This is a genomic window from Undibacterium sp. RTI2.2, assembly GCF_035018705.1.
In the GTDB taxonomy this organism is placed as follows: Bacteria; Pseudomonadota; Gammaproteobacteria; order Burkholderiales; family Burkholderiaceae_D; genus Undibacterium.
This window is the reverse complement of record NZ_JASJXN010000014.1, coordinates 84212-104819: the sequence shown is the minus strand read 5'-3', so window position 1 is coordinate 104819 and position 20608 is coordinate 84212. Positions and strand designations below refer to the sequence as shown.

General features: G+C 46.5%; 16 protein-coding genes. 11 read left to right on the top strand and 5 right to left on the bottom strand.

Annotated elements, in window-relative coordinates; genetic code table 11:
- The first annotated feature begins 310 nt into the window (after window positions 1–310).
- The 8 genes from QN395_RS09840 to bamC all read left to right on the top strand — a co-directional run bounded on the left by QN395_RS09840 (window position 311) and on the right by bamC (window position 9276).
- Entirely contained in the window at window positions 311–2656 is a 2346-nt protein-coding gene (locus QN395_RS09840; RefSeq protein WP_322119229.1) for a TonB-dependent receptor, read from the top strand.
- Window positions 2657–3087: 431 nt separating this feature from the next.
- On the top strand, window positions 3088–3930 hold the full coding sequence (locus QN395_RS09835; protein ID WP_322121586.1) for a 3',5'-nucleoside bisphosphate phosphatase: 843 nt from the start codon (window positions 3088–3090) through the stop codon (window positions 3928–3930).
- Between the two features lie 71 nt (window positions 3931–4001).
- Window positions 4002–4886, top strand: coding sequence for a protease HtpX (htpX, locus tag QN395_RS09830; protein WP_322119228.1), 885 nt, complete (start codon window positions 4002–4004; stop codon window positions 4884–4886).
- 108 nt (window positions 4887–4994) lie between these two features.
- The gene (locus QN395_RS09825) at window positions 4995–5618 is read left to right on the top strand and encodes an L-threonylcarbamoyladenylate synthase (protein WP_322119227.1); all 624 of its coding nucleotides are present in this window, start codon (window positions 4995–4997) and stop codon (window positions 5616–5618) included.
- A 67-nt stretch (window positions 5619–5685) separates the two neighbouring features.
- The gene (locus QN395_RS09820; RefSeq protein WP_322119226.1) at window positions 5686–6345 is read left to right on the top strand and encodes a site-2 protease family protein; all 660 of its coding nucleotides are present in this window, start codon (window positions 5686–5688) and stop codon (window positions 6343–6345) included.
- A gap of 6 nt (window positions 6346–6351) precedes the next feature.
- Window positions 6352–7032 carry an SAM-dependent methyltransferase gene (locus tag QN395_RS09815; RefSeq protein WP_322119225.1) on the top strand — a complete coding sequence of 227 codons (681 nt, stop codon included), beginning with the start codon at window positions 6352–6354 and terminating at the stop codon, window positions 7030–7032.
- A 108-nt stretch (window positions 7033–7140) separates the two neighbouring features.
- Window positions 7141–8025, top strand: coding sequence for a 4-hydroxy-tetrahydrodipicolinate synthase (dapA, locus tag QN395_RS09810; protein ID WP_322119224.1), 885 nt, complete (start codon window positions 7141–7143; stop codon window positions 8023–8025).
- A gap of 90 nt (window positions 8026–8115) precedes the next feature.
- On the top strand, window positions 8116–9276 hold the full coding sequence (gene bamC, locus QN395_RS09805) for an outer membrane protein assembly factor BamC (RefSeq protein ID WP_322119223.1): 1161 nt from the start codon (window positions 8116–8118) through the stop codon (window positions 9274–9276).
- Window positions 9277–9517: 241 nt separating this feature from the next.
- On the opposite strand, the gene QN395_RS21615 is transcribed toward bamC, so the two are convergent.
- On the bottom strand, window positions 9518–9754 hold the full coding sequence (locus QN395_RS21615; RefSeq protein ID WP_416200111.1) for a hypothetical protein: 237 nt from the start codon (window positions 9752–9754) through the stop codon (window positions 9518–9520).
- 334 nt (window positions 9755–10088) lie between these two features.
- On the bottom strand, window positions 10089–11222 hold the full coding sequence (locus tag QN395_RS09795; RefSeq protein ID WP_322119221.1) for a cupin domain-containing protein: 1134 nt from the start codon (window positions 11220–11222) through the stop codon (window positions 10089–10091).
- Window positions 11223–11298: 76 nt separating this feature from the next.
- Between QN395_RS09795 and QN395_RS09790 the strand changes: the two genes are divergently transcribed.
- The gene (locus QN395_RS09790; RefSeq protein ID WP_322119220.1) at window positions 11299–11835 is read left to right on the top strand and encodes a peptidylprolyl isomerase; all 537 of its coding nucleotides are present in this window, start codon (window positions 11299–11301) and stop codon (window positions 11833–11835) included.
- A gap of 396 nt (window positions 11836–12231) precedes the next feature.
- Here the strand turns inward: QN395_RS09790 and mutS are convergent, their stop codons facing one another.
- The 3 genes from mutS to QN395_RS09775 form a co-directional block, all read right to left on the bottom strand.
- Window positions 12232–14889: a DNA mismatch repair protein MutS gene (mutS, locus tag QN395_RS09785; protein ID WP_322119219.1), complete on the bottom strand. Its 2658-nt coding sequence runs from the start codon at window positions 14887–14889 to the stop codon at window positions 12232–12234.
- 99 nt (window positions 14890–14988) lie between these two features.
- Window positions 14989–16422: a DEAD/DEAH box helicase gene (locus tag QN395_RS09780; RefSeq protein ID WP_322119218.1), complete on the bottom strand. Its 1434-nt coding sequence runs from the start codon at window positions 16420–16422 to the stop codon at window positions 14989–14991.
- Window positions 16423–16622: 200 nt separating this feature from the next.
- Window positions 16623–17411 carry an inositol monophosphatase family protein gene (locus QN395_RS09775; RefSeq protein ID WP_322121585.1) on the bottom strand — a complete coding sequence of 263 codons (789 nt, stop codon included), beginning with the start codon at window positions 17409–17411 and terminating at the stop codon, window positions 16623–16625.
- Between the two features lie 174 nt (window positions 17412–17585).
- Here QN395_RS09775 and QN395_RS09770 point away from each other — a divergent pair, with 174 nt between their 5' ends.
- A complete protein-coding gene (locus QN395_RS09770; protein ID WP_322119217.1) occupies window positions 17586–18350 on the top strand; it encodes an RNA methyltransferase in 765 nt (254 codons plus the stop codon).
- A 294-nt stretch (window positions 18351–18644) separates the two neighbouring features.
- Window positions 18645–20486 (top strand): hypothetical protein, encoded by a 1842-nt coding sequence (locus QN395_RS09765; RefSeq protein ID WP_322119216.1) that lies wholly within the window; start codon window positions 18645–18647, stop codon window positions 20484–20486.
- Window positions 20487–20608: the final 122 nt, after the last annotated feature.

Below are 20608 nucleotides of genomic sequence, written 5' to 3'. Positions count from 1 at the left end.
ATCGCTAAATCCTGATGTTGGTCAGGACGATTTTATCCAGATGATCTGGTGAGTTTTTCAATAAGGCTTCATCTCGTTGTGACTTAACGACGCTTGTTTCAATACTATACAAATCAAAGAGGTGATTTGCTGGCTTGTTGCTCGTATTTGAAAATACAATGCGAGCAACCCAGTATTAATCGTAGGTGGCTGCAAGTTTATAAGTTGATCAACACGTTTAGACGTGGGATTACTCCGCGTTATTCCGTCAGGAATGAATAAAGTTGATCAATGATTTGGCAGCAATTTATTCCTAAAAACTCTCCGCACCATGTCCAAAAAATTTCCTTTACGCGCCGTATCGTTGGCGTTAGCCAGCGCCTTTGCGGCGTATGTCGTTGTCCCTGCTATTGCCTTCGCTCAGGCTGATCCTCTGACTGTGCCTGATGAAAATAATAAAGAGCCTGTTCCAGTCAAAAAACCTTTGCCTGATCAAAATCGATTACTGAAAAAAGTCGACCCCAAAGTCGACCCTAAAGTCGATCCTAAGTCTGATAAAAAAACAGATAACGCGTCTAAAGACCCCAATCTGAAAGATGCCCAAACCGTCACGATTGACGGCACTCGCCAGTCGGATATGGAAGAGCGTCGCATGTCGACTGCGGCAAAAATGATTTTTGGTCGTGAGGAGTTAGATCGTAACGGCGACTCAACGATCGGTGAAATTTTAAAGCGCTTGCCCGGTGTGACTGTTGGTGGTCGTCCTGGTCGTGGTGGTGATATCCGCATGCGCGGTATGGGCAATGGTTATACACAGATTTTATTGAATGGTGATCGTCCACCGCGTGGATTTTCGATGGATACCTTGTCGCCAGATCAGGTAGAGCGGATTGAGATTATTCGTGGTCCTGTTGCCGAATACAGTACCCAGGCAATTGCTGGCACCATTAATATTGTTTTGCGTGAAGACTATAAGCAAAAAGATACCGAGATCAAATTATCTGAAAGCTTTGAACAAGGTCGCTCTGCGCCGAATCTTTCTATCACCTACCCGGGGCAGATCGGCAATATGTCTTATGCGCTGAGTGGAACCATTTTCCAGAATCAGCAGCATGATCAGACTACCACCCTGACACAAGAATTTGATCCCGCCGGACAGCCTAGCTTGATTCAGAACCAAGCGGATGAAACCAGCCGTCGCACTACCGGTATTCAATTAACACCAAGAGTAAACTACCGTTTTGATAATGGCGACACATTGATGTTGCAACCGTTTTTGACCAAATCGCGGAGCAATTCTTTTAGCACTAGTCAGGTTGATCAAAGCTTAGGATTGCCAGCGCAGTATGCAACAGCCAGCGCGAATTCGACTACGGACACATCCTTCGCACGAGGCTTTGGAAACTGGCAGCATAAATTTGCAGACAATGCCAAACTGAATATCAAATTTGGCGGCGGCCTTGGCACGATGGACAGCTCAACTCTGCGCACTCAGTTCGATGCCAGCGGTAAGCTGGTCGATAATATTATTGACATCAATAACACCCGCGACAGCAGTCTTAAAGTCGGCGGCAAATACACCCAACCATTGGGCGGCAGCCATACTCTGGCAGTCGGAGTTGATGCCGAAACCGGTAAGCGTGAGCAGACCCGTGTGTATCTGGATAACGGTTTGCCCCAATTTACGGACTCTGGCGACAATCTGAATGCGACCACGCGCAATCTGGCGGCATTTATACAAGATGAGTTTGATATTAATCCGCAATGGTCTGCCTACGCCGGTTTGCGTTGGGAGGGCATACGCACGACCAGCACCACCTCTACCAACACGCAAGTACAAAATACCAGTAGCGTATGGAGCCCGGTGCTGCACGCCGTGTGGCGTATTCCAGATAGTAAAGATCAGATACGGATGAGCTTTACCAATAGTTATCGCGCACCAGCCTTAAACGACTTGATCGCTTTACCCTCAATCTCTACGCTGAATAGCCCAACCAAACCGGATCGCACGGGTAATCCGTCATTGCGGCCAGAATTATCCAAGGGGATCGATCTGGCGTTTGAGCGTTATCTCAATCGCGCCGGGATTATCAGTGCCAACCTGTTCGCACGTGACATCAACGATCTAATACGCCGCCGCACCGTGCTGGTTAGTACGCCAACAGGGCCGCGTTGGGTATCGTCACCGGTGAATATCGGGCATGCGACTACTGAGGGGATAGAGCTAGAAGCAAAGTTCCAGATGCAAGAGATTTTCCCTGAAGGTCCGGCAATCGATTTCCGCAGTAATTACAGCCGCTTCTGGTCCAAGGTGGATGATATCCAGGGCCCGAATAACCGCCTTGATCAACAGCCAAAACAAACGGCGAATATGGGACTGGATTACAGGCTTGCTAAATTACCCGTCACAGTCGGGGGCAATATTAACTGGACTCCGGCGTATGTCATCCAGTCTAGTGACACACAAATTAACGGTACCGGTGTCAAACGTCAAATTGATATGTACGGTTTATGGAAAGTATCGCCCACGACCCAGCTACGTTTGTCCGCCAATAACTTGCTGGCTGATGATTATTTCACTTCGAGTACGGTGACGACGGGTGGCATTAATCATTCTGATAATGTAAATGCCAAAACGTATACAACCTTGACTCTGAGGTTGGAGTTAAAAATTTAAATCTGCTATTTCGTTACAAAGTTCGAATTGTCTATTTGGCCTGCTAAATAGGTACGCATAGCAGGTCAATTTTTCGTCAGTCCTAATTAATACTCATGGTGAGTATATTTTAATTGTCCAAGCATTAATTGGACAATAGAGGTATTTTCATAAAAATAATGGGGAGTATATTTATTCAAGGTTTATTGGATAGCCTGAGAATGGAAGGAATTCTTTTGTGATTTTCAATTGTTGACGAAAGAGCTTGGCATTTGATTTTATGCTTGGTCTGCTCGCCCAGTCAGTCCAGACAGGACGTTTTAGTCGTACCGCAATGTTTGCCGCTGTGCAGTGCAGCACAGTCTGATTTGCCGGAGTACAATCGGATATCCGCGCATTCGCACGTTCTCACACTTGTTAGCCCAATCATGCTCTCCCATCCCGATCTGAATATGCTTAACGTTGATCTTCACTGCCACTCCACGGTTTCTGACGGTGTACTTGCGCCAGCCGAGGTTGCTTTGCGTGCTAAAACCAATGGGGTGGATGTTTGGGCATTGACGGACCATGATGAGATCAGTGGTATTGCACAAGCTCGTTCTGCTGCCTTGGATATCGGTTTGTCGTATGTTACTGGGGTAGAAATTTCTATTACATGGGCAAATAAGACCATCCATATCGTTGGATTAAATATCGATGAGACGAACGAAAATCTGGTGCGCGGACTAGCGATGACGCGCTCTGGCCGCGAGCGCAGGGCAGAGGATATGGCAGCGGGTCTGGCTAAGGTCGGTATCCCGAATACATTTGCAGGCGCGCTTAAATATGTCGGCAATCCTGATTTAATCTCACGTTCACATTTTGCCCGCTACCTGGTGGAAATCGGTGCGGCTGAAACCGTCAATGATGTGTTTAAGCGTTACTTAGTCGAAGGTAAGCCTGGTTACGTGCCACATCGTTGGGCAACGTTGGCAGAAGCCGTTAATTGGATACAAGGCGCTGGCGGCGTTGCGGTGGTTGCGCATCCGGGTCGCTATGATTTGAGTCCGATTGCGTTTGATGCTTTTTTCGGCGAATTTAAATCTTATGGTGGTAACGCGATTGAAGTTGTCACGGGTAGCCATACCGTTGATCAATATGATGAATACACCAAAATCGCTCAGCGCCATGGCTTTATGGCCTCACGCGGGTCAGATTTTCATGCCCCAGATCCTGCAGGCATTGACCTAGGGCAACTGCCATCTCTTTCAGCCAGTCTCAAACCAGTCTGGTCGAGTTGGATGTTGCCATCTTGAATTTCTTCGGTTAAGCCACATTTACAGTGCTGTTGTGGACTTGCGGCGCTTAAACTAAAGGAGAAATTCGCATGAAACGTATTTTGCTTTTTTTGGCGACTAATCTGGCTGTCATGCTGGTGATGTCGGCAGTATTGTCGATGTTGGGCGTGAATCGCTATCTGACCGCAAATGGTTTGCAGATGGGGACATTGATGGTGTTCTCATTAGTTGTTGGATTTACCGGTGCTTTCTTCTCCTTGTTGATTAGCAAGCCCATGGCGAAATGGTCCACAGGCGCGCGGGTGATTGATGCGCCATCTAATTCCACTGAATTATGGTTAGTGAACACCGTCAGAGCGCTGTCAGAACGTGCTGGTATCAGCATGCCAGAAGTCGCAGTCTACGAAGGTGAGGCAAATGCATTCGCCACAGGCGCCTTCAAAAACTCTGCCTTGGTCGCTGTGTCGACGGGTTTGCTCGAAAGCATGACCAAAGAAGAAGTGGAGGCAGTGTTAGGGCATGAGGTTGCCCATATTGCCAATGGCGATATGGTGACAATGACTTTAATCCAAGGTGTGGTGAATACCTTTGTCGTGTTTTTGGCGCGTGTTGTCGGTTACGCAATCGACAAAGCCGTATTCCGCAATGGTGACAACGACCGGCCTGGGATTGGTTATATGGTGACTGTGTTTGTCTGTGAGATTGTGTTTGGTATTGCCGCATCGGTGATCGTGGCATGGTTCTCACGCCAGCGTGAGTTCCGTGCTGATGCAGGTTCTGCTAAATTGCTGGGCAATCAATTACCGATGATTCACGCTTTAGCACGCTTGGGTGGTTTGCAACCGGGTGAGTTGCCGAAGTCGATGGCAGCAGCGGGTATCAGCGATAAGGCGGGTTGGAGTGCTTTATTTTCAACCCATCCACCGATGGAGCAACGGATCGCTGCATTACAAAATTTGCAGAATTTGAAGTAAATTTGATCTGGCAGGATATTTGTTAAACTGCCCTGAAACAGATCAGCATGTCGGCGGTAGTCGGGGATTTTCCCGCTACCGCTTTTCTACTTTTATCCATAAGTTCGAATGAGCCAATTTTTCCAATTACATCCAGATAATCCGCAGTTACGCTTGATCAAACAGGCGGCGCAGATTATTCATCAGGGCGGTATCGTGGCGCTGCCTACGGACTCCTGCTATGCGCTGGTTTGTCATCTGGATGATAAAGATGCCGTTACCCGCTTACGCCGTATCCGCGCCGTTGATGAAAAACATCACCTTACTTTGTTATGTCGTGATTTGTCTGAGATTGCGGTTTATGCCAAGGTTGATAATCGCCAATATCGTATGTTGAAAGCCGCGACACCAGGTGCGTATACAGTAATTTTGGAAGCGACGAAAGAAGTCCCGCGCCGCTTAAGCCATCCTTCACGTAAAACGATAGGCTTACGTGTGCCAGAGAATCGTATTACCCATGCCTTATTGGAAGAGTTAGGTCAGGCTTTGCTGGGAACTACGCTGATTTTGCCTGGTGATGAAGAGCCGTTGACAGACCCTGAAGTGATTCGTGAACGCTTAGAAAAACAAGTGGATTTAATCATCGATGGTGGCGCTTGCAGCTTAATCCCGACCACGGTGATCGATATGACCAATGATGCGCCAGAACTGATCCGGCAGGGTAGGGGTGATCCTGCTATTTTTGGTTTGTAAATCCTAATCTTCATGCTTTTACCGGTTTTCTTGTTTTGACTTTCACCCTTTTTAATAGAAATTTCGCATGAATGATCTGATACAAACTATTGCGGTATATGCGTTGCCAGCGATTTTCGCGATTACCCTCCATGAGGCAGCGCATGCTTTTGCTGCTAAGTACTTCGGTGATACAACCGCCTATAGCCAGGGGCGAATGACACTTAATCCTATGAATCATATCGATCCTCTCGGCACGATTGTGATTCCTATTGCGGTGTACTTTATTTCTCAGGGTACGTTTTTATTTGGTTACGCTAAACCAGTTCCAGTGAACTTTGCTAATTTACGAAATCCAAAAAGAGATATGGCATGGGTTGCTTTAGCCGGCCCAGCGGCTAATTTTGTAATGGCTTTTTTTTGGATGTTATTTGCAATTGCTTTACAAGTATTTGGCGTAAGCGAACCATTTTTAAAATTGATCGCGGATGCAGGGATTTTTACTAATCTGTTGATTTTTGCATTTAATTTAATCCCTATTCCGCCGTTAGATGGCGGTCGTATTTTAATGAGTTTGCTGACCTACAAGCTAGCGGTTAAATTTGCTCAGTTAGAGCAATACGGATTCTTTATTGTGATGGTATTGGTGATGCTGCGCGTATTACAGTTTTGGATGGCGCCGGTGATGATGGTCGCAGAGGTGTTGCTGCATGTATTAATCTCACCAATTACTATGCTGCTCGGCTGATCATCCATGATTGTCTCCGCAAATACGCCGTCATCGAATGAATTTCCGTCCTCATCTTGCTCTGCGTGGGTGCAGCGTTTCGCTTCTTTGATTCCTCATAATCAGGGACCGGTACTCGACCTTGCATGCGGCAGCGGTCGTCATACTCGCTTATTGCTTGATGCTGGATATGAGGTATGGGCATTAGACAAAGATGCTAGTTTGCTAGAGCCACTTGCTCAATCAGGTGCGCGTGTTTTTCATGCTGATCTTGAAGCAGCGCCGGAGCCGCTGACGTCATTGCCACCATCAGTGTCGCCATCGGAGCCTCATTCATCCCCGCTCAATGTTTATTGGCCTTTTACGCCAGGCTCATTTGCAGGTATTGTGGTGTGCAATTATTTGCATCGCCCACTTTTCCCTTTTCTTAAATCTGCTTTGTCCAACAATGGTATTTTGATTTACGAAACCTTTTGCGAGGGAAATGCTGCTTTTGGAAGACCTCGCAATCCAGATTTTTTATTGCGTTCAGGGGAACTTTTGCAGCAATTAGAGTCTGATCCACAGAGCGGTCAGCAAAATCATGTGATTGCTTATGAACATGGTTATGTAGAGAGTCCACGTCCCGCCATGATGCAGCGGATATGCGTACGATCAATGTCGAAGCTTGGTAATCCTCCCTCAATACAGTTGCTTGACAAGATTTGATGGCATTTCAAGTGATTTTCAAACGATTCGCGCCCATAGCGATGATCGATCCGCTACAATCAAGGTTTTACTTTTTATCGCACCAACATGACAATGACGACGAGTACGATGACTAAGATTCAAGGAAGTCTGGTTGCTATTGTGACCCCCATGCATGCTGACGGCAGTCTGGATTTGCCATGCCTGCGCAAATTGATTGATTGGCATATCGCCGAAGGTACCGATGGCATTGTGATCGTTGGTACTACTGGTGAATCACCGACGGTGACTGTAGAAGAGCATTGCGAGCTGATCCGCGTTGCTGTTGAACATACGAATAAACGTATTCCTATCATCGCTGGCTCTGGCGGCAACTCAACGGCAGAAGCGATTGCCTTGACCAAATTTGCCAAAGAAATCGGTGCTGACGCATCTCTGCAAGTCGTGCCTTACTACAATCGTCCTACGCAAGAGGGCATGTATCAGCATTTTAAAAAGATCGCTGAATCTGTTGATATACCTGTCATTCTTTATAACGTGCCGGGACGCACTGTCGCCGATATGTCAAATGAGACTATTTTGCGTCTGGCAGACGTGCCCGGTATCGTCGGTGTGAAAGAAGCTTCAGGTAATATTGCGCGCGATACGGATTTGATTCGCCTCGCCCCATCCTATTTTGCCGTATATTCCGGTGACGATGCAACGGCAATGGCATTGATGTTTTGCGGTGGTAAAGGAAATATCTCAGTTACTGCCAATATCGCACCGCGTGCTATGCATGAATTATGCGTTGCGGCAATGAGTAGTGATACTAAAGCGGCAATTGGGATCAATAATCGCTTAATTCCTTTACACAATAAATTATTTATCGAGCCTAACCCTTTGCCTGTTAAATGGGCAATGCAAGAGATGGGTCTGATACCAAGTGGACTGCGTTTGCCGCTGGTGCCGATGTCGGTGCAATATCATGATGTTGTTCGTGCAGCTTTGCGCGAGTCAGGTGTATTACAATAGCGTCGCCTAGATACGATGCACATTAAAGTGCGTGTGTCTTATTCATGTTTTATATACATTCAATTGATTAAAAATCGTAGGGATTTTCACATGGCAAAAAGCTTTGTTGCTAAAAATGGGATCAACAGTGCATTAGCGCTGGCTGGTGTTATCAGCTTAAGTGCTTGTACTTTTGTTGGTAATGTCCTTGAGCCAAATAAAATTGATTACAAAAGCGCCAGCAAGGCTGCCACTATTTCTCTGGAAGTTCCTCCTGACTTGACACAGATTCGTCGCGATAATCGATTCTCTGTTCCAAATAGTACACAAGGCAGTGCAACAGCCTCTAGCTATAACTTACAAAAGGGCAATGCTGCTCAATCTACAGCCGCAGTGATCGCGCCTTTGCAAGTTAAATCCATGCGTGTCGAACGAGATGGTTCTCAGCGATGGTTGGTCGTTAATCAAACTCCTGAAGTCTTGTGGCCACAGATCAAAGATTTTTGGCAAGATTCCGGCTTCCTCATTAATGTTGAGTCCCAGGACGCAGGTGTGATGGAGACTGATTGGGCAGAAAATCGTGCCAAGATTCCACAAGATATTATCCGTAACACCTTGGGTAAAGTGCTTGACTCGCTGTATTCCACTGGCGAGCGAGACAAGTTCCGTACCCGTCTTGAGCGCACAGCGGATGGCAATGTAGAAATTTATATTAGCCATCGCGGTGCCCAGGAGGTTTTGGTTGGTTCGCAAAAAGACAGTACTGTCTGGACGCCACGTCCAAATGATAGTGGTTTGGAGGCAGAGTTTTTGTCTCGCTTAATGGTACGTTTGGGTGCTGACGGCGAGCGCGCTAAAGTTGCAGTGTCGTCTCCGGTAGAGTCGAAAACTCGTGCAAAATTGATTAAAACGGCTGATGCAACTTACATCGAGACGGATGAAGGTTTTGATCGTTCATGGCGTCGCGTAGGTTTAGCTTTAGATCGTATCGGTTTTACGGTAGAAGATCGTGATCGTTCGCAAGGCTTGTACTATGTTCGTTACATTGATCAAGACATTGATGCAAAAACAAAAGGCGCTAGTGAAGGCTTCTTCTCTAAGTTATTCTCATTTGGCTCTAGTGACGCTAGCAAGAATGCAAAAAAATACCGCATTCTGGTGAATGGCAAAGGCGAAATCAGTCAGATCAGTATTTACGGTAACGACGGTAAATTAGAAGCATCTTCCACCGCTGATAAAATATTGAATTTGCTGAGTGAGCAACTGAAGTAAATCAGATCTAATTAAGAAACGGCATCATATTTTTATGATGCCGTTTTTTTTATGTCTGCAATTAGATTAGGACTTACGCAAAACCGCCCCAGCTACGTTGTAGCGCCTAGCTGTACTAAAAGACTGCCTTCGTCGCTACGCTTTGCTGAGACAATTTCGTGTAAGTCCTATAAATAAATGGATGAAATTGCAGGCGAAAAAAAACCGACCCGCAGGTCGGTTTTTTCAAGCAATAAAAAAATTACTTGGATGCTGCTGCAGAAGCTGCTGCTGGAGCAGAAGCTGCTGGAGCTGCACCAGATGCTGGAGCTGCATCAGCTGCTGGAGCTGGCATTGGTGCTTCAGCAGGAGCAGAAGCTGCTGCTGGAGCTGTTGCTGCGGGTACTGAAGCTGCTGGAGCAACTGGAGCTTCTTCTTTTTTACCGCAAGCTGCCAAAACAACTGCTAACAGGGAAACGAGCAAGAGTGATTTTTTCATGTTTGTACTTTCAATAAATAGATCAAAAATAAGATCAGAATTTTGCGATGAATAATTACCGGTAATTATCGCTCTATAGGTTAATTCGAGGGCATAATTTCTGAAGAGAAATTCGACCCCTACGAAACTTTCCTAACCCAGAATTATAATGATTTTTGAGTCAATGGAATAGGTTTAGATTGGCTTTTATGCTCAATTTGTACATTATTTGTTAAAATAAACATTCTTTTATTCGCGATGTTCGATTATTGGCTAAATAGTCAAAAAATTTTCATCAAATTAGGCTTTTTGATTACTTTTGTTACAAAGGCTTTTAGTCATTTTTAGTCGATTATCAACTTAAATTTAGCCAGCCATCTTCGTACCACATACACAGTGCTTCCATCACATCATCAGAAACTTCGGCCATATCCTTACCGTCAAGTTGCCTTTGATTTGCTAGTTTCACCAAGCTCGCTTTATCTTCTTTACCGATGGCAAACGATTCTCCGTTGATGAATACGTGCTTGCCCTTATAAAGCATCTGTGTTTTCAAAGAGAGTGAGACGCCATTTTTTTGTGCACTCTGTGTAAATCGTTTTGGTGTCAATGGTTTGGCTGGTGAAGTAAAAAATACACTTGATTTTGGCGTTGTTAGATATTCGCCAATAAAAATTGTAATATCGTCTTCAGTGAACTTGATCTTTGCGATTTGCTCAGCGATGTTATCCACCATCGCTGAGCTGAGTTCTGCAGAGCGCAGGCTAGCTTTTAAATCTGGATCGGCATAGCGTCCGGGCAAATCAATTGAGTCGGACATAAACTGTAAAAACGACTCGCCCAGCTCTTGGTAGGACGGCGCGCGGAAACCGATTGAATACGTCATGCATTCACCAATCGCAACGCCATCATGGGCATATTGTGGCGGCAGGTAGAGCATATCGCCTGGCTCTAATACAAACTCTTGATCCGGTTTAAAGTTGCGCAATACTTTGAGCGGCATCCCCTCGATTAAGCTTAAATCTTTTTGCGCGCCGATCTTCCAGCGACGTTGCCCGTGTACCTGGAGCAAAAATACATCGTAAGAATCAAAATGGGGGCCAACGCCTCCACCGTCTTCTGCATAGCTGATCATCAAGTCGTCTAGCCGCGCATCTGGAATAAAACTGAATTCACGTAGTAAAGCATCTGCATCTTCATGATGTAGATTTACACCTTGAACCAACAAGGTCCAGTCTTTTTTTTCTTTGACGGGCAATTGCTTGAACGGGCCGTTTTGCATTTCCCAATGTTTACCGAAAAAACTGATCAGGCGTGATTCAACGTCGTCTTGCGCTGCCAGTTCAAATAAAGCGTCTTTGGGAAGCAGCGGGCTGAAGCCAGGAATTGCCTGTCGTATCAGTAAAGGTTTTTTATGCCAGTATTCGGCAAGAAATTGATCGGGCGTGATGTTGCCAAGTAAAGGCAATTTGGAAGATAAATTTTTCATGCCCGAATTATAGTCGTGGCTTGTTCAACTAGCCAGACGGGTATAATTCGGCTGCACATTATTTTTAAGGAATATCATGAAGATTGTCAAAGATACAGTTGTTACTGTTAACTATAAACTGTCAGATGCACAAGACAACTTGATCGAAGATGGTCAACAGCCTATGGTGTATTTGCATGGTGGTTACGAAAACACGCTGCCAAAAATTGAAGAAGCCCTGGATGGCAAAGAAGTTGGTTACAAAACAGTACTCCAGGTTGAGCCAGATGATGCATTCGGTGAGTATGATGCGACGCTGGTTAAAGTCGAACCACGTGATCGTCTGCCGACACCGTTAGAAGTCGGTATGCAGTTTGAAGGCATGCAAGACGGCGATGAAGAAGATGATGCAGTGATTTTTACTGTGACAGATGTCGCTGATGATAAAGTAGTTTTAGACGGTAACCATCCGCTAGCCGGCATGGCTTTGCGCTTTACCTTAGAAGTGGCTGATGTACGCGCTGCGACGGAAGAAGAATTGGCGCATGGTCATGTACACGGTGCAAATGGCCATCATCACGATGAAGATGAAGATGATTCTGGCGATGAATATCGCAGCCATCCTATTCATTAATTGTTTTTTTTGATTTTAAAAAAGCCGCAGAGTGTGAATTCTGCGGCTTTTTAATTTGTATGTTCAAAAATGATTGTCCATTATGTATAAGCCTTACAAGCCAATTGTGCTCTGGGAGCCTCATAAAAATTGGACGTTCATTTTTCAAGTTGATAGTTAGTTCAACCCAGATTTTCTATTAAACCGCTACCATCTCGTAGAAACGCAGACGGAATGCGGTGTTTATAGGGATAGCACTACCGCGATAAGTGCGAGTGACACAGCGACAATTGCACCTCTGGCGAACCGCCTAGCGTTGTTGCTTCTCCTGGCAAGAGGCGGCTTGCGTCGTCGTCGCGTCTAGCCAGTCAGTCCGCCAAAGGCACACTTGTCGCTGTTCCAATGGAAAATCTGGGTTCAAAAGCGCTCTTTTGCTAATTGCTTTAACGCATACAAGGCCTCTAAAGCTTCTCTCGGCGTCATCGCATCGGGGTCTAGCTCGCTGATGGCATCCAGTATTGGTGTGTCAGCCGCTATTTCATTATGTTCATAGGCTGTCTCGGCGCTTTTGATGGCTGTATTGGCGCTAAACAGATCAAACTGCGGCGTCGCTTGTAGAGAGTGTGCCTCCAGCTCCGCCAGATGCTTTCTGGCAGCGCGTATTACCCCTTGCGGAATGCCGGCTAGCTGCGCTACCTGCAAGCCATAACTTTGTGATGCAGGACCTGCTTGTACTGCGTGTAGGAAGACAATATTCTCTTTATGCTCTATCGCCGATAGATGAACGTTCTCGGCACTTGGGTGTAGCTCGGGTAACTGCGTCAGTTCAAAATAATGGGTGGCGAATAATGTATAGCTTTTGGATACCAAAATTAAATGGCGTGCAATGGCCCATGCCAGTGCCAAACCGTCAAAGGTCGAAGTGCCACGTCCGACTTCATCCATCAAGACCAGTGACTGTTCAGTTGCTCCGTGCAAAATTGCCGCAGATTCTGTCATCTCCACCATAAACGTGGAACGACCACCGGCCAGATCATCTGCCGCACCAATACGGGTGAAGATGCGATCAATTGGGCCAATCACGACGGCATTTGCGGGGACATAGCTGCCAACATACGCTAGCAGGGTAATGAGCGCGACCTGACGCATAAAGGTCGACTTACCACCCATATTAGGACCCGTAATTAACAGCAATTTATGCTCGTCGGATAGCTGGCAATCGTTGGCGATAAAGCGCTCAATCTGATTTTCAACCACCGGATGGCGACCTTGCTCGATTTGCAGCATGGGTTCTGCGACCAGTTGTGGCGCGCACCAGTTATTTTTGCTCGCGTGTTTCGCTAGACTCACCAGCGTATCAAGCTGCGCAACTGCATGTGCAATTGCTTGTAAGGTCGTAATATGCGGCAGCAATTCTTGCAGCATTTTTTCGTACAAGACTTTCTCCCGAACTAGGGCGCGTTCTTGTGCTGACAGTGCTTTGTCCTCAAAGGCTTTTAGCTCTGGTGTGATATAGCGCTCGGCATTTTTTAAGGTCTGGCGACGGCGATAGTTATCCGGCACTTTGTCTGTCTGGCCATTCGTGACCTCGATATAAAAGCCATGTACCTTGTTGTATTCAACACGTAAGTTGGCAATCCCGGTTCTGGCGCGTTCTGAGGTTTCCAGATCAATCAAAAACTGACCGGCGTTCTCGGATAAGGCGCGCAGTTCGTCTAATTCGGTATCAAACCCTGTGGCGATCACACCGCCATCACGTACCATGGTCGCAGGTTGCAACATCAGGCTACGTTCCAGTAAATCAAGGCACTCCGTTGGCGTTGCCAGATCACCTAAAATCTTAGTGAGTAAGCTGGTTTGATTGTCGGCGATGCACATTGCGACGTAGGATCTTACCGTCGGCAAATGCTGCAAGCCGTCACGCAAACCTGCTAAATCACGTGGCCGCGCTGATTGCAAAGCGATGCGGGTAGTGATGCGTTCTATGTCTGGTACTGAGGTTAAAGTGGTGGACAGACCTGCCGTAGAATCTGCCTGAATCAGCGCTTTGATCGCATCATGCCTTGATCGTGCAATGGTTTGATCGCGCCGCGCATGATGCAACCAATGACGCAATAATCGCGAGCCCATCGCAGTCCGGCAATGGTCGAGTAAAGAAAACAGAGTAGGGGATTCTTGACCGCGTAAGGTTTCAGTCAATTCCAAATTGCGGCGGGTTGCTGTATCTAGGCCAATAAATTCGTTCTCGGTTTCTACGGTCAGACTGTTAATGTGCTTAAGACCCCGACCTTGAGTCGCCTCCGCGTAGCGTAATAAAGCACCGGATGCGCCCAGTGCTGCACTTAAATTTTCCGCACCAAATCCGGTTAACGAACTAGTCGATAATTGATCTTGCAGCGATTTTTGACCCTGCTTCAGATCGAAATGCCAGTCAGGTACTTCAGAGAATTTGCCCGGTAAGATCGCTTGCGAATAATCGATCAATAAACTGCCAGCTGACAACAGAACCTCTGCAGGAGAAATGCGCTCCAACTCTTGTTGCAAGCGGTTGAGAAGTGCTTTTTCATCCGTGCTGAATTCCATTAATTTCAACACTCCGCTGGCGAGTGATAGCCATGCCAGACCCACGGTGACCGTTTTACGTTGTTGTAGCAAACACAGTGCTAGTAAAGGTCGCTCGGATTTTTCTGGCAAGAGATCCGTATCCGTCAACGTCCCCGGCGTGATGACGCGCATGACCTTGCGTTCTACCGGACCTTTACTCGTTGCAGGATCGCCAATCTGTTCACAGATCGCGGCGGATTCGCCCAGTTTCACTAATTTTGCGAGATACGGTTCCAGCGAATGAAAAGGCACACCCGCCATCTTGATCGGCGCGCCATTAGAGGTGCCACGCTGGGTTAAGGTGATACCCAATAAGCGGGTTACTTTTTCTGCGTCTTCAAAAAATAATTCATAAAAATCACCCATGCGATAAAACACCAACGTGTCTGGATGATCTGCTTTGATGCGCAAATATTGCTGCATCATTGGAGTATGTTTTTCTGAATTTGTGATCGCAGAAGTAGTGGTCATTGACGGTGTTCGCTGGTTGAAAGGAAGGGCAATAAAAAATGCGCTTGGTAGCAAGCGCATTGTAGTCCTTTAGAAAAGGAATTTGATCACATCATACAATTATCCGTTGCCGCCGCCGTTACTATTGCCGCGTCCGCCGGAGCGACGTGGCGTCGATTGATTGACGACAGGGCGTGACGGATGACGTGCATCGCCGCTGCGTTGCGCTGGTTTGCCTTGGGCTGAGCCAGTGCTGTTTTTGCTGGCGCTGCTGCGTGGTGCGGATGATGTGGAAGGTGCGCGCTGACGATTTCCGCCGCCGCCATTACCACCACCATTGCCGCCGCGTGATTGACCTTGACCTCCGCCACCACTGCGCAATTGTATTGGTTGCGCTTTGGCATGAGGATCGGGAATAAAACCGTCGATGATTTCTTGTGGTAACTGGCGTTTGATCAGTTTTTCAATATCTGCCAAGAGTTTGAATTCATCCACGCACACCAGTGATACGGCTTCGCCAGTTGCGCCGGCACGGCCGGTGCGGCCGATACGATGAACATAATCTTCTGGCACATTTGGTAAATCGTAATTCACAACGTGCGGCAGCTGGTCGATATCAATACCGCGTGCGGCGATGTCGGTGGCGACTAAAACGGTCAAGCTACCGTCCTTAAATTCTGCCAGCGCTTTGGTACGGGCTGATTGGCTCTTGTTGCCGTGAATGGCCATCGCGTTGATACCATCTTTGCCGAGCTGCTCTACCAGTTTGTTTGCGCCGTGCTTAGTACGGGTGAACACCAAGACCTGATTCCAGCTATGTGTTTTGATCAGGTGTGCAAGCATAGGGTGCTTTTTATCGCGGTCAACCGGATGAACCTTTTGCGCGATGACTTCCACCGTGGAATTGCGACGGGCGACTTCGATCATGGCCGGGTTATTCAACAAGCGGTCAGCCAGAGTTTTGATCTCGTCCGAGAAAGTTGCAGAGAACAACAGGTTTTGACGCTTTGCAGGCAAAATTGCCAGCACTTTTTTGATGTCATGGATAAAGCCCATGTCTAGCATACGATCGGCTTCATCCAATACCAAAATTTCTACCTGGCGCAAATCGATCGTACCTTGCTGGTGGTGATCGAGCAGGCGACCTGGTGTCGCTACCAGAATATCGACACCATTTTTCAGCAATTTAATTTGTGGATTGATACCCACGCCGCCAAAAATAACGCCGGAGTTCAGGTTGGTATATTTGCCGTAAATGCGGACACTTTCTTCAACTTGCGCCGCCAGTTCACGGGTCGGGGTCAGCACCAGAGTGCGGATTGGGCGACGATCTAATTTATTTTTTGGTGTGACGGCCGAAGTGGACAGACGCTGCAAAATAGGTAGCGTAAAACCAGCGGTCTTGCCCGTGCCAGTTTGCGCGCCGGCCAATAAATCACCACCGCTGATCACGGCGGGTATGGCTTGCTTTTGAATTGGGGTAGGGGTGGTATAGCCTTGTTCGCTAACGGCACGAACGATGTTCTCGGACAAACCGAGTTCTGAGAATGACATAATTTATTTCTATCTAAATCGACTTAATTTTACTAAATGGACATAGACAAATGATTGCTGCAATGTTCTTACATACCACCTGCCTATGCTTACATACTCGGCTAGAGTATTTTTTATTGTCCAAAGATTATATGGACAATAAGGAGTATTTTTGATGATACTCCCCTTTTTTTTCTGTCTTTATTGAAAGAGCTATTTACTTATTTGACTGAAAACGGTTGGAAAGCGCCGACCATCTGGCCGAATACTTTTGGTGTACCCGCAAGTACGTCGCCTTTGTGCAAATAATCGCTGTCGCCAGAGAAGGTGCCGACGATTCCGCCAGCTTCTGTTACTAACAAGGAGCCGGCAGCGATATCCCACGGTGCCAGACCTTTTTCAAAAAAGCCGTCCAGACGACCTGATGCAACATAGGCTAAATCCAAGGCTGCCGCGCCAGCTCTTCTCAATCCCTGGCATTTGGTCGTCATGATTTTGAACATTTCTACGTACTCGTCCAGATTGGAAAAGTCGCGGGAAGGGAAGCCCGTGCCGATCAGCGCATCCGCGATTTTGTCGCAGCGGGTAACGCGGATACGTTTGTCGTTCAGAAAGGCACCCGCGCCTTTGCTGGCAGTGAACATTTCGTTGCGGACAGGGTCATACACAACCGCTTGCGTAATTACGCCGCGTTGTTGCAGAGCGATTGAGACGCAATATTGTGGAAAACCGTGGATGAAGTTGGTGGTGCCGTCGAGCGGATCGATGATCCAGACGTTGTCGTTCTCGTCGTGTAAATTGGCGGAAGCCCCGGACTCTTCTGCCAGAATCGCATGATCTGGATAGGCAGTGGTCAGCACCTCAATGATGGCAGCTTCAGCAGCACGATCTACTTCGGTCACAAAATCGTTATATTGTTTTTCCGAGACCTGTACGCGATCTAGGTCGAAGGAAGCGCGGCTGATAATAGTCGCGCCACGGCGAGCGGCTTTAATTGCCGTATTGAGCATTGGGTGCATAAGGGTTTCCGTTAAAATGGCGGCATTGTCGATGCACACATCAATAACGATGTTTGCAAGTAAGATGTCGCACAAAAATGAATTAAAGAGCGTCGCGTGTAACCATAAAACATATCACCGCGGCAAATAAACCGCACAGATTAACGCGTAATAACACTATTTTAAATGAACTTGCTCCAAACTAATACATCTCTTTTCAAACGCCTGCGCTTTGTCATGGTAGAAACTAGCCATCCTGGCAATATCGGCGCAGTAGCTCGTGCAATAAAAACCATGGGTTTTGCTGAGCTTGTCCTGGTTAATCCACGCTTTCCTGATGCATTAAGCAATCCTGACGCCATCGCGTTTGCCAGCGGGGCACAAGATGTTCTGGATTCTGCTCAAATCGTGGATTCGATCGATGCGGCTTTATCGGGCTGCCAATTTGTTGCTGCTGTCAGCGCCAGACTACGAGAATTTTCCCCGCCGATCTGCACGCCGCGCGAGGTCGCACAGCGTTTAACACACAGCGCTGAATTATCCGGACCTGTTGCCTTGGTGTTTGGTAATGAGCGTTTCGGCTTGCCTAACGAGATCGTGGTTAAGTGCAATGCCTTGATCAATATCCCTGCTAATCCTGATTATTCCTCACTGAACCTGGCGCAAGCCGTGCAATTGCTTGCGTATGAGTGCCGGATTGCTGAAATAGGCGACAAGATGCCAACAACGGATATTGGTTTTCAAGGTGCAATGGCATCCGCTGATGATATTGAGGGTATGTACGTGCATTTGGAGAAAGCTTTGATTGCAATTAATTTCCTTGATCCCGCCCACCCTAAAAAATTGATGCCAAGACTTAAACGCTTATTTTCTCGTGCTCAACTAGAGGCGGAAGAAGTGAATATACTTAGAGGTATTGCGAAAAAAATATTGGAATCAAAAGTAGGCTGAAATTCACTAACTTCTGAGCTCACTTCTTAACACCCAATAACACTGAGCTTAAGTTTCTGGTCGGCAATTAATTGAATTGATTTTGTTGCTTAAATTGATAAATAAGTTGAAATTGAACCCCTTATCTGACTTTCTTCTGAGATTGACTTCTGTGTTTGTTATAAAGCAAGTAATATTCTTACTATATAAGGATGTGGCTTGACTCGCTTTTGCCGTATTTTAAGATTTGACGATTACCGAGGTATTATCATTTTTCTTCGAACCAACCGATTTTTGTTACTTGTATTTTTGCTTGTGGCATTGCTTCTCAATGCTGCGACTCCTGCTCACGCCCTTGGGTTAGGCGAATTGCGTGTTAAGTCCGGTTTGGGGCAGCCTCTTAGCGCTACGGTTAATTTGCTTGGAACAGACAGCAACATTAATCAATCCTGCATTACAGCTAAAATTGACTCAGCCGATGGTGGATTTTTAGCGGCAGCGACTACTTCGCTGAACCAGGTTGGCTCCAATAAGTTGGTTCAAATTATTTCTCGCAAGGGCTTATCAGAACCTGCCATCAAGATAACGGTAGATGTCGCTTGTGAGGTACAGCTACATCGTGAATACATGGTGTTGCTCGACCCTCCGCAATTTAATGCTGCCGAGGGCAGTTCGCCAATATCCTTACCTTCAGTGCCATTGTCAGCAAGCTCCAAAGAGCCGACCCAAGATCAGTCAGTTGTGAGGAAAAAAAACAAACCCGTAATTAGTACTTCGCCAAAAAACGAAGCGAGTTTCAGTAAAGAGTTTTCGCGTTCAGCGCCTGCTTTATCGACAAAAGCGAGCAAAAAACTTGCTAAAGAACATAAAGACGTCTTAAAGTTATCTGATGATTCCATTGTTTTACCGCAACAAGGTTTACATCTAAGCGATAGTTTATCTTCTGCCCCATTAGAACAACAAAGCGCTAGCAACATGGCTGAGTTACGTGCTGCTCAGGCTCATTTTGCGGCATTGTTGCGTGGGGATAACACCGATGTAGAATCTGAGGCACAGTTAAAGGCAAGGGAGCAAAAAATACAGGCATTGCAAATGGAGGCCGCACAATTAAAAAAGCAAAGTCAGGTCGACAAAGTAGCGCTAGAAGATATGAAAGACAGTAGTTTTTCTCGTAATTGGGTGATTGGTCTGTCTGCTTTTATTCTGGCTGGCGCTCTCATCATTGGTATGTTGATTGTTTATATTAATCGCCTGCATAAACGTGCTGAATTTTCTTGGTGGGAACAAAACGCGCAAAAAAATGCCGAGCCTAAGAAAAATATAGAAGAAATAGTGAATAGCGTGCAGGCATCTTATGACACGAATGGTGTGGCTACTTATCAAACTTATGAGATGAATTCTAAAGATTCACACCTCAATAAGCTCGAAGCCCCCACCGATAATCTAGATACTACTTGGCCTATCGCAGATCAGAATACTCAGCGTGTTTCTACTAGAACACCGACGCTGGAAGAAAGCAACAGCAGCACCTTTAACTTTTTTTCTACTCGAGGTACCTCTGTCAAAGTAGAAGAAATTTCAGATGTGACGCAAGAGGCTGAGTTCTGGATTTCTGTCAATGATCCGCACCGGGCCATCGAGATACTTGAGCCACAAGCAGACGTCGAGCATCCTGATTCTCCTGTACCTTGGCTGTATTTGTTAGATCTGTATCGCTCTGTAAATGACAGGGAAAAATACGATATCCTTCGTAGCCGTTTTATTCTCCACTTCAATGCAAATATTCCTGAGTTTGAGATTGACCCCGCTACTATTGAGAGTCGCCAGCTAGAAGATTTTATTCATTTGACCGAGCGTATTTGTTCGATGTGGGGTGGTAATGACATATTGCCTTTCCTGCAAAGTTTATTAGTTGATGACAGAGACGGCAAGCGCATGGGATTTGAATTGCCTGTGTATCGTGATATTTTATTGTTGATTGCGATCGCACATGAATTAGAGAGGACAAAGGCGCTCGGCGGCGCAACGGGCAGTGGTTGGATTAGCGCACATGATGCTAGCGCTTTAGATAAAAATACTCCAGTAGACTCGAATATTCCAAACAATGACACGCACACGATTAATTTTGAATCAATCGATTTCCAAAAGAAAACATAATCCAAAACAAGAACAAATGACTGTATTTGGTCGCATGCAAAATTACCCTGCAAGATGTAGTAATGAAGCCGCTACTTTAGTACGACAAAGAGTGGCAATGTAGCTGCTAGCAAGCTAAACAA

Excerpts from the sequence above, each read along its gene's own strand:
- QN395_RS09840 (WP_322119229.1), top strand. The coding sequence starts at position 311 with ATGTCCAAAAAATTTCCTTTACGCGCCGTATCGTTGGCGTTAGCCAGC.
- QN395_RS09835 (WP_322121586.1), top strand. The coding sequence starts at position 3,088 with ATGCTTAACGTTGATCTTCACTGCCACTCCACGGTTTCTGACGGTGTA.
- htpX (WP_322119228.1), top strand. The coding sequence starts at position 4,002 with ATGAAACGTATTTTGCTTTTTTTGGCGACTAATCTGGCTGTCATGCTG.
- QN395_RS09825 (WP_322119227.1), top strand. The coding sequence starts at position 4,995 with ATGAGCCAATTTTTCCAATTACATCCAGATAATCCGCAGTTACGCTTG.
- QN395_RS09820 (WP_322119226.1), top strand. The coding sequence starts at position 5,686 with ATGAATGATCTGATACAAACTATTGCGGTATATGCGTTGCCAGCGATT.
- QN395_RS09815 (WP_322119225.1), top strand. The coding sequence starts at position 6,352 with ATGATTGTCTCCGCAAATACGCCGTCATCGAATGAATTTCCGTCCTCA.
- dapA (WP_322119224.1), top strand. The coding sequence starts at position 7,141 with ATGACTAAGATTCAAGGAAGTCTGGTTGCTATTGTGACCCCCATGCAT.
- bamC (WP_322119223.1), top strand. The coding sequence starts at position 8,116 with ATGGCAAAAAGCTTTGTTGCTAAAAATGGGATCAACAGTGCATTAGCG.
- QN395_RS21615 (WP_416200111.1), bottom strand. The coding sequence starts at position 9,754 with ATGAAAAAATCACTCTTGCTCGTTTCCCTGTTAGCAGTTGTTTTGGCA.
- QN395_RS09795 (WP_322119221.1), bottom strand. The coding sequence starts at position 11,222 with ATGAAAAATTTATCTTCCAAATTGCCTTTACTTGGCAACATCACGCCC.
- QN395_RS09790 (WP_322119220.1), top strand. The coding sequence starts at position 11,299 with ATGAAGATTGTCAAAGATACAGTTGTTACTGTTAACTATAAACTGTCA.
- mutS (WP_322119219.1), bottom strand. The coding sequence starts at position 14,889 with ATGACCACTACTTCTGCGATCACAAATTCAGAAAAACATACTCCAATG.
- QN395_RS09780 (WP_322119218.1), bottom strand. The coding sequence starts at position 16,422 with ATGTCATTCTCAGAACTCGGTTTGTCCGAGAACATCGTTCGTGCCGTT.
- QN395_RS09775 (WP_322121585.1), bottom strand. The coding sequence starts at position 17,411 with ATGCTCAATACGGCAATTAAAGCCGCTCGCCGTGGCGCGACTATTATC.
- QN395_RS09770 (WP_322119217.1), top strand. The coding sequence starts at position 17,586 with ATGAACTTGCTCCAAACTAATACATCTCTTTTCAAACGCCTGCGCTTT.